General features: G+C 56.0%; 11 protein-coding genes. 1 reads left to right on the top strand and 10 read right to left on the bottom strand.

All coding sequences use genetic code 11. The features are described from left to right. Positions 1 to 87: 87 nt before the first annotated feature. From P775_RS27865 to P775_RS01765, 7 genes are all read right to left on the bottom strand, one after another. Positions 88 to 261, bottom strand: coding sequence for a hypothetical protein (locus tag P775_RS27865; protein ID WP_180287283.1), 174 nt, complete (start codon positions 259 to 261; stop codon positions 88 to 90). Between the two features lie 464 nt (positions 262 to 725). Next, positions 726 to 1,190, bottom strand: a complete 465-nt coding sequence (locus P775_RS01790; RefSeq protein WP_099909354.1) for a PTS sugar transporter subunit IIA — start codon at positions 1,188 to 1,190, stop codon at positions 726 to 728. 57 nt (positions 1,191 to 1,247) lie between these two features. Beyond that, on the bottom strand, positions 1,248 to 1,811 hold the full coding sequence (hpf, locus tag P775_RS01785) for a ribosome hibernation-promoting factor, HPF/YfiA family (RefSeq protein ID WP_099909353.1): 564 nt from the start codon (positions 1,809 to 1,811) through the stop codon (positions 1,248 to 1,250). Positions 1,812 to 2,077: 266 nt separating this feature from the next. Further along, positions 2,078 to 2,836, bottom strand: coding sequence for an LPS export ABC transporter ATP-binding protein (gene lptB / locus P775_RS01780; RefSeq protein WP_099909352.1), 759 nt, complete (start codon positions 2,834 to 2,836; stop codon positions 2,078 to 2,080). Next, positions 2,836 to 3,330, bottom strand: a complete 495-nt coding sequence (gene lptA / locus P775_RS01775; RefSeq protein WP_099909351.1) for a lipopolysaccharide transport periplasmic protein LptA — start codon at positions 3,328 to 3,330, stop codon at positions 2,836 to 2,838. The genes lptB and lptA overlap by 1 nt, the downstream gene beginning before the upstream one ends. Positions 3,331 to 3,340: 10 nt before the next feature. Then, positions 3,341 to 3,946 carry an LPS export ABC transporter periplasmic protein LptC gene (lptC, locus tag P775_RS01770; RefSeq protein WP_099909350.1) on the bottom strand — a complete coding sequence of 202 codons (606 nt, stop codon included), beginning with the start codon at positions 3,944 to 3,946 and terminating at the stop codon, positions 3,341 to 3,343. A gap of 18 nt (positions 3,947 to 3,964) precedes the next feature. Then, the gene (locus P775_RS01765) at positions 3,965 to 4,579 is read right to left on the bottom strand and encodes a ribonuclease D (protein WP_099909349.1); all 615 of its coding nucleotides are present in this window, start codon (positions 4,577 to 4,579) and stop codon (positions 3,965 to 3,967) included. A gap of 882 nt (positions 4,580 to 5,461) precedes the next feature. Here P775_RS01765 and P775_RS01760 point away from each other — a divergent pair. Then, complete coding sequence (locus tag P775_RS01760) at positions 5,462 to 6,151, top strand: sugar transferase (RefSeq protein ID WP_245875526.1); 690 nt, start codon at positions 5,462 to 5,464, stop codon at positions 6,149 to 6,151. Positions 6,152 to 6,448: 297 nt separating this feature from the next. On the opposite strand, the gene P775_RS01755 is transcribed toward P775_RS01760, so the two are convergent. From P775_RS01755 to P775_RS01745, 3 genes are all read right to left on the bottom strand, one after another. Continuing rightward, entirely contained in the window at positions 6,449 to 7,003 is a 555-nt protein-coding gene (locus P775_RS01755) for an NADPH-dependent FMN reductase (RefSeq protein ID WP_099909347.1), read from the bottom strand. 108 nt (positions 7,004 to 7,111) lie between these two features. Continuing rightward, positions 7,112 to 7,783, bottom strand: a complete 672-nt coding sequence (locus tag P775_RS01750) for a YiaD family glycine zipper/OmpA-like lipoprotein (RefSeq protein ID WP_099909346.1) — start codon at positions 7,781 to 7,783, stop codon at positions 7,112 to 7,114. Positions 7,784 to 7,911: 128 nt separating this feature from the next. Then, positions 7,912 to 8,757, bottom strand: coding sequence for a methylated-DNA--[protein]-cysteine S-methyltransferase (locus P775_RS01745; protein ID WP_099909345.1), 846 nt, complete (start codon positions 8,755 to 8,757; stop codon positions 7,912 to 7,914). Positions 8,758 to 8,856 lie beyond the last annotated feature (99 nt).

The raw sequence follows: 8,856 nt of genomic DNA, 5'->3' as shown, positions 1-8,856 counted from the left end.
ATCATGCTGCTGTTGCGCGGAAAATCCACTCATCCCGGATGTTCAGTTTTCACAAACAACCTCTGTGATTCGTTTGGCGAAAAACTGTTACTCGTCCTTGCCATTCGACAAAAAAAGCGCCGCGACAATTATCATTACAGCCCCAAGCACAGCATAGATCGGCAAGATCCAGATCAGGGACAGATTACAGATGACCAGCACCCAGACGGCCACCACCAAGGAAAGCGGTATAGCAAGGATAAGCGTCGCAAGCGACTTCATCGAAGATCCTGCAAGCGGCCGTTCAGCTCTGACGCTATGCTTCTTTGTCCTTGAATAGTAGGATAGGCGGTCGATGAGTTTCTACTCCTCAAATTCTGGAACATTTGTGACTACCTAGGATCTCCTTGCAACCTATAGGGAAGCGCCAAGACAGGATACATACTTAATAAGATAGTAAAGACTACTTACCATCTTAGCGATCCTCGTTGATCGCCAAACCTGTCCGAAAATGTGTCAGCCCTGACCGGCTTTGTATCATGCCGCTTTCCCACACCGCCAAAGCAGGTCGAGGCGAAAAAATCAGCAGCTACAACTCTACACCGAAACCACTTAAAACCTGGAATGTGGCTCATTTATGACAAGCAAGAACCACCCTGTGACCACAGCTTCAGGGCTCTGCAGACAGTCAGCCTGCTTTCACAACAAACCGATTGCCCGTCATTGCGGGAAAACAGGTCAAGATATCAGGCGGCCTTCGAAGTGTGTGGTTCGGTGAGAATTGTGTAAAGAGTACTGGGATCATGGTTTGCGCGCAGCTTGGCGCAGATCGAATCCTCGCGCAGGGTGCGGGACACCAAAGCCAAAGCTTTGAGATGTTCGACGCCAGCCTCTTCGGGCGCAAATAGGGCAAAGACCACATCTACCGGCTGCCGGTCAACGGCTTCGAAATTAATCGGCTTTTCCAGCAGAATGAACACACCAACAACGTCTTCAAGGTCCGGGATCCGGGCATGGGGCAAAGCGACGCCATGCCCCACGCCGGTTGGACCAAGGCTTTCACGCTCCATCAACGCCTCAACGGCGGTCGGCGCATGTATTCCATGTGCCCACTGTGCCAAATCGGCCAGATCATGCATCAACCGCTTCTTGCTGGATGCTGCGGATATGACCTTGACGGCCGTAGGCTTGATAAGCTGCGCGAATTTCATGAGCTGCCTGTAATTGTTCCTGCTGTGCCCTACCGCGTCACACCTGGAACGGCAATGTCATGGATCAATCCACCCAATATTGCCGTCTTCCCTGCGATACACGACATTTACGCCGTTCTTCTTTTGGTTCCGGAACACCAAGACTGGTGCACCTGCCAACTCCATCTGCATCACCGCCTCACCTACCGACAGGGACGGGATCTGCGTCTGCATTTCGGCCACGATCACGGGCGCAAGCGTCTCTGGTTCCATGTCCTCGACATCGGATTCACGCGCGAGGATATACGAAGATGCGCCGAAGAGTTCAACGGGTTCCGTGCGATCCTTATAATGATCCTTCAAACGGCGCTTATAGCGGCGCAGTTGCTTGTCCAACTTCTCAGAACATGCATCGAATGCAGCGTAGATCTCGGTTGCGCGGGCCTTCGCCGTTGCGGTCAGGCCAGTGGACAAGTGCACTGTGGATTCACAGACGTATTCGTGCGCGCTTTTGGAGAAGGTGATCGTCGCCTCAGTCGGCCGACTGGCATATTTCTGTACCACCAAACCCAGTTCAGTCTGAACATGTGTCTGAAGGGCCTCTCCTACGTCGATCTGCTTTCCCGTGATCTGATAGCGCATTGTTCTTTCCTTTTCATAATCTACCCATACAACAGCGCAGGGCGAAGCCGCCCGGCATTGTGCCGCGTCTGGGGGGAAGGTAACGCCCGAAAGACCCGCCCAGCCTGACACTCCCCGAAAAGGGTGTTTTGCCAGTCAGACATGCATTCCAAGAAAGCGTCATAACTGTTATTTGAGGTGACACCCCCCCACTCTGTCAATCAAATCCCGCATAAATGTCAGCGAATTATCTTTACCAAATGTGAAGGAACTTTGCTGCGACTGGCTCAACCGATGCGGAAGTTGTCGCCCAGATAGACTCGGCGCACGTTCTCATTTCGCACAACCTCGTCCGGCGTGCCTGACATCAGCACGGCGCCGTCATGCAGGATATAGGCGCGGTCGACAATTTCGAGCGTTTCGCGCACATTGTGGTCGGTGATCAGCACGCCAATGCCTCGTTTCTTGAGATCAGAAACGAGATGCCGGATGTCCCCAACGCTGATCGGATCGACACCGGCAAATGGTTCGTCCAGCAGCAGATATTTTGGATCGGCGGCCAGACAGCGTGCAATCTCGACCCGGCGGCGTTCGCCCCCCGACAGCGCCAATGCAGGTGCGCGCCGCAAATGTTCGATGGAAAACTCGCCGAGGAGCTCTTCGAGCCGTTCGCGCCGTTTGTGCGGGTCCGGCTGGCTGATATCGAGAATCGCCCCGATATTGTCCTCGACCGACAACCCGCGAAAAATCGACATTTCTTGAGGAAGATAACCGATGCCCAACCGAGCACGGCGGTACATCGGCAGATAGGTCGCGTCCCGCCCGTCGATCATCACCTGACCGCCTTCGGGGTTCACGAGGCCCGCGATGGCATAAAAAGTCGTCGTCTTTCCCGATCCGTTAGGACCAAGCAGCGCAACCACTTCGCCCCGGCTCAGTTCCATCGAAAAGTCACGGATAACCACGCGCTTGCTGTAGCTCTTGCGCAGATGCAGGACGCGCAGACCGCTGGTGTCTTTCGCCGTGTTCGGCTCATATATGGCCATCAAGGATTGACCGAAGTCTGTGGTTGCTGCAGCACGGATTTGACCCGGCCCGACATCTGCGCCGTGCCATCGTCCAAATTGACGGTCATAAGTTCCGATGTCAGCGCATTGTCGCCTTGAGTCAGAAGCACATTTCCCGTCATAACGATGGTGCCCGCATCAATACTGTAATCGGCGCGCTCTGCCTCTGCCGCATCTGTTCCGTTGACCAGTGTCACGCCCCCCGTTGCCTCAAGCCGGTCGATGCGGCCCGCAGCCTCTGCGTAGACCACCAGAACCTGCGGCGCAGCAAGGCGCATTTCACCCTGTCCGATCACGACATTGCCAGTATAAAGCGCGGTCCCATCCGCCTGGTTCACCGACAGCTGATCGGCGGTGACCTCAACCGGTGCAGAGGTGTCCTGCTTCATGCCACCAAAGGCGACCTGCGCCCCCTGAGCCAAGACGGAAAACGGCACCATGAGCGCCAAGGCAAGGGTCAGCATTCGCAACATTTGACAGCACTCATTCTGTTTTCGGGTAATATACCAGCTTTACCCCGTCAGTGAAAAGCAATTGGACATCTTCGTCCGCAGCGCCGCCGGTGATGCGCATCCGGCCAGCGGTAATATGCCCGGCAGGGCTTTCCCCCTCGACAGGACCAAGGCTCTCTGCTTCGACCCGACTGAGCACTGCATTTAGGCTGTCTGTGGTCAGAGTGTAGCCCGTGGAACTGGACACTGTCACACCGCCGGACATCTTGGCATCGTCACGCGAGTCACTCAGGTTTGCGAGTGGCGCCTCCAGCGCGATCATGCTGCCATCTTTCATGGTAATTGTAGCGTTCAACGCGTCAGCTTCGACCTCATCGGTGTTTGGCACGGGGCGTGCCGTTCGAGCAGTCATGGTCAGTGATCCGCCCGAATTCGTCGTACCGGCAAAATTGGGATCCGTAACTTGCTCGCGCACCATCCCGTCCGGATCAGCAGTCACCGAGATCGGCAGATTGGCCGCCGGATCGGCATCGCGCGACAGCAGAAAAGTGGTGGACAAAAGCGCAAGCGCCGCCACTGGCAAGAGAATCTTGAGCCAGGCGATTATCCGCGAATATCTACTGCCCCGATGGCGCATGTTGATGCTGATCCGATCCTAACTGTGTGCGAAGATATCTGTTTCCTGCCAGCCTGCCAGATCCAACTGCGCTCGAACGGGCAGAAAGTCGAAACAAGCCTGCGCCATATCTGTCCGTCCTTCGCGGGCCAGCATCGCATCCAACACCTCGCGCAGTCGGTGCAGATAAAGGACATCCGATGCAGCATAGTCCAACTGGGCAATGGTCAGCTCCGTAGCGCCCCAATCGCTGGATTGCTGCTGTTTCGACATGTCCGTGCCCAGAAATTCCTGAACAAGATTTCTGAGCCCGTGACGGTCTGTATAGGTTCGGATCAGCTTGCTCGCAATCTTTGTGCAATAAACTGGCGCAGCCAAAGCGCCAAAGGCGTTATACATGGCCGCAATGTCGAACCGACCAAAATGGAACAGCTTGAGCACGGTGGAATCCGTCAGAAGGCGACACAGGTTCGGCGCTTCGTTCTGTCCACGCGCGATCTGCACCATATGTGCATCCCCGTTCCCCGCCGACAACTGGACCACACACAATCTGTCGCGACGAGGCTTTAGGCCCATCGTCTCGCAGTCGATAGCCACAACTTTGCCTAGATCCAGATCGTCAGGCAGATCTTCCTGGTAGAGGTGATTGGCCATAGATCCCATACTCCCGCGCGTCACTCTGACTTTGGCTGGCTCATAGCCTTCGGGCCTGTGCCTTGCAACTCTGAGCCAAGCGCTATGCTGCCACAATTACGAATACGCGAACGGCAATGCGGCAAAATAGGGACCAAAAGAGGCGTCGATGCGTCATTGATTCGGCTTCAAAACGGCACTTAGACGCCGGCAAAACATAAAATGTAACATTCCGTGATGGCATTCACTCTCCTCCGGCGTGTCAAAGGAAACACAAATTTGGATGCGCCGCGCACCAATTCCACTGTGTGTCCGCCATCGGAAACGTGTCGCAGCTGCGGATTAACATACGGCGCCTCGGAGCCAAGTTTTTTACGAATCCCGAAACGATAACTCAGGCTTGCGGGCAAATAGATCAGTCCAAGCGCGCCAAAAGCGCAAACTCGGCTCGAACGATCAACAAGTCAGCGAACTTTGTTTCGTTCCCAGCACCAAAAGAACACATGATGTGATGAAAACATCTTGTCCCAAACCATCCAACCAAACCCAAAAGGAAGATATTTATCCGCGGTTCAGCTCGCTCAGAGCAGTTCACGAAAGGGTAAGAAACTCCCCCATAAGTTGAGTTCGTTTAAGAATGTTGACTAAAATAAGGCGCAAGTCCATAACTCGCACACAGGCTGAAAAGGAACACATTTCGGTCACATTGCGAGTGAAGATACCGGTCGTAACCGGTGGACGAGTACAGGAACTGTGAAAGTTTGCTTTAGTCAGGTGACCGCCGATAATTGCGCTGAAATTCTGGATCAGAACAGACCGGACAAGCGCATTATTTAGGCAAGGCTGAACCGGAGTTGCATTCTATATAGTTCTTTTTTAACGATTTGCCTCAAGGAGGTTGCTTTGACAATTCATCTACGCAGTTCCATGCAGACTTCTAATTTTGATGATCTAATTGACGGTTCACTAAGCTCATCACAACGCAGTAACATGTACGACGACTTCTTGAAACGCGTCCTTGATGTTTCACTTGTCGTAATTGCGGCTGCACCTGTTATTCTCTTGGTGATAGTTTTGTGCGTTTTGATATCCGCCGACGGAAGATCACCGTTTTACTGGCAGCGCCGGGTCGGACGGAACGGTAAGGTTTTCAAGATGTGGAAACTGCGCAGCATGGTGCACGACGCCGATTCGCAGCTTGAGGCACACTTGGCTGCAGATCCGTTGGCACGCGCTGAATGGGATCGTTCGCAAAAGCTGCGGCATGACCCGCGGATCACAAGGATTGGTCGCCTGATCCGCAAGACATCTCTGGACGAACTTCCGCAACTCTGGAATGTCTTTTCCGGTGACATGTCCTTGGTTGGACCACGCCCGATGATGCCGGAACAGCGCAAGATGTACCCCGGTACCGCCTATTACGAACTTCGCCCTGGTATCACCGGTCTGTGGCAAGTTTCGGTGCGCAATGAATCGAGCTTTGCCGAGCGCGCAGTTTTCGACACAGACTACCTGCACCGCGTGTCGATAAAGACAGATATTCTTGTTCTGCTGCGCACAGTAAGGGTCGTTTTCCACGGCACTGGCGTCTAAACTCAGAGTCGATTTTAGATAAAATCTTTAAACACATCCTCGGCCCCGTCAATGAACGGGGCCTTGTAATTTGTGAAATATCTTTCCGCCATTTGAGTTCCACGAACCGCTTGCAGAGAGTTCCACGGCACACCCCCTTATGCCCATCCCAAGACAGACAGCTCCATGTTTTCAAACTGCTTCGACATAGACCTAAGAGAATTTAGTATCCGTCTTTGCGGTCGGCAAAAAACAACGAAATTGAGTGATCGGGTCAGGCTTTAACAAAAACGCTGTGCGAAAGGCGGCTGAGAGGTATCAGACCTGACGCATCCGCAGTGCTTCGGCGCGCAGCTTGCCCATAAGCTCTCCCAAAAGCTTGACGCCCATTTCGCTGGTAAGTCGGCCTTCCTCGTCGAATTGCTGGCCGGACTGACCCAGCATCACTTCGGGTCCCGGGATCAAAATAGGGGAAAAAGGCAACATCATCGTACGAAGCATGCTGTGCGCCCGTGCGCCGCCCTGCGCCCCGGACGAGGCAGAAACAACTGCCACAGGCTTGTCCTTCCAAGGTGCATTCTTGGTACGGCTGATCCAGTCGAGCGCATTTTTCATCGCGCCAGAAGTGCCCTTATTATACTCCGGTGTCGCAAGAATGACAGCGTCCGCACCACCAATCAGAGCCGACAGAGCCTGCACCTCGGCCGGAATTCCCGGGCCATTTTGGATGTCTTCGTTAAAGATCGGCAGGTTCAGGTCGCCCTCGGCAAACGACGCCGGGCCGAAAATGCGGGCGGCTTCGTTCATCAGCATGCGATTGGTCGAGGCTTTGCGCAGCGAACCGCACAGGCCAACGAGTTTCATATCAGACATAGGCGTCTCCTGCTTCATTTCATTGCCACAAGACTTACAACGCAACAGCGCCGCGGCAAGCCGCGGCGCTGTATTTGATTAAGTCTGGCTCTGAAGAGATGTCAGAAATCAGGCGTTCGGCAGGATCACAATCTCAACTCGGCGGTTCTGCTGACGACCTTCGGCGGTCAGGTTGCTCGCGATCGGGGCGTCCTCACCACGACCGACGCTACGGACGCGCGAGGACGACACGCCTTCGGCAATCAGGATACCGGAAACGGACTGGGCCCGACGCTGCGACAGGCTGGCGTTATAACCGGCGTCGCCGGTGTTGTCGGTGTGGCCGATGACCTGGATCGTGGTGTTCGGATAGGCGTTCAGGTTCTGCGCCACGGTGCGAAGGTCGCGCTGCAAGTCAGGACGTACGGAGGAGCTGTCGGTGGCGAACAGGATGTCCTGCGGCAGCGTCACGATCAGGCGGTCACCGGTGTTCTGGATGGTGACATTGTTGTTGCCCATCTGTGCGCGCAGGTCAGCCTCTTGCTTGTCCAGCTGGTTACCGACAATCGCACCGCCCGCCGCGCCGATAAGGGCACCTGCGATTGCATTGTTGCGGCGCTCTTTCGGGTCATTGCCCGCCATGATGCCAGCAAGTGCACCGACGCCCGCACCGATGGCGGCGCCGTTCTTAGTTTTGCTGTTAGCATCGACCCCATCGTTATAGCCACCGGTTTCGGTACACGCGGTGATTGCCAGAAGGGCGACAGTGGCGGTCAGAAAGGATGTTTTTGCTCGGATCATATTAGGCCTCTTGGTTTGCTCCCCATTGCGGAGTCGCTTTTTGTATAGCGCCAAACTGCACGGCGACCAAAGACAAGTCACGATGAATTCGGCGGCAATCCGCACATCGTGATCACATCCCGATGACGTCAGGCCTCGGCACGGGCCGCTTCCCAAGCCAGCATTGCGCGCTTGACCGGCAGGCCCCAGTGATAGCCGCCCAGCCCGCCGGATTTGCGCAAGGCCCGGTGACAGGGGATCAGAAAGCTCACCGGATTGCGCCCGACGGCTGTGCCCACCGCACGCATGGCGCGGGGGTGGCGGACGGCCTGTGCGATCTCGGAATAGGTGGTCACCTGCCCCGAGGGGATGGTCAGTAGCGCCTCCCACACCTTGATCTGGAACGGCGCGCCCATGAGGTGCAGCGCGGTATCGCCCTTCTGGGCAAAGGCAGCATCGACCCAAGGGCGGATCGTGGCGGCATCCGCGACATAATCCGCCGCAGGCCAGCGCGCCGTCAGATCCGCCATCGCAGCCTCGCGCCCGGTTTCGGACAGGAACCCCAGACCGCAGAGCCCCTTGTCCGTGCCCATGGCCAGCGCCGCGCCGAATGGCGTGTCGAACCCGCCGTAGCGGATGACCAGACCGGCGCCCTGACGGGCAAATTCGCCGGGGCTCATCGCCTCCCACCGCAAAAACAGGTCATGGAGGCGACCGGTGCCTGACAGCCCCACGGAATGCGCCGTTTCGATCATCGTGAATCGTTCGCTCAGCAGCGCCTTGGCATGGCCCAGTGTCAGGTATTGCTGGTAGCGCTTGGGTGACACCCCGGCCCAGCGGGAGAAAAGACGCTGGAAATGTGCCGGGCTCATATCCATCCGCGCCGCCATCTGCTCAAGCGTCTGGCCGGGGCCGCCCGCATCAATCGCGTCGATCGCGCGGCGCATGACGTTGAAATGATAGCCTGAGTCGGTCTCGGTTTCAGGTGGTGTCATCATTTTCTCCTGTGGCGCGCGACCCGGCGCAGTCTCTGTGCACTATACTGGCGGGGCCCCTGCATCCGCGACCCGAATATTGCGCATCCACACCGGGGC

Source organism: Puniceibacterium antarcticum, from assembly GCF_002760615.1.
Lineage (GTDB): Bacteria > Pseudomonadota > Alphaproteobacteria > Rhodobacterales > Rhodobacteraceae > Puniceibacterium > Puniceibacterium antarcticum.
The sequence above is the reverse complement of the archived record's forward strand: the minus strand, read 5'-3'. Positions and strand labels throughout refer to the sequence as shown.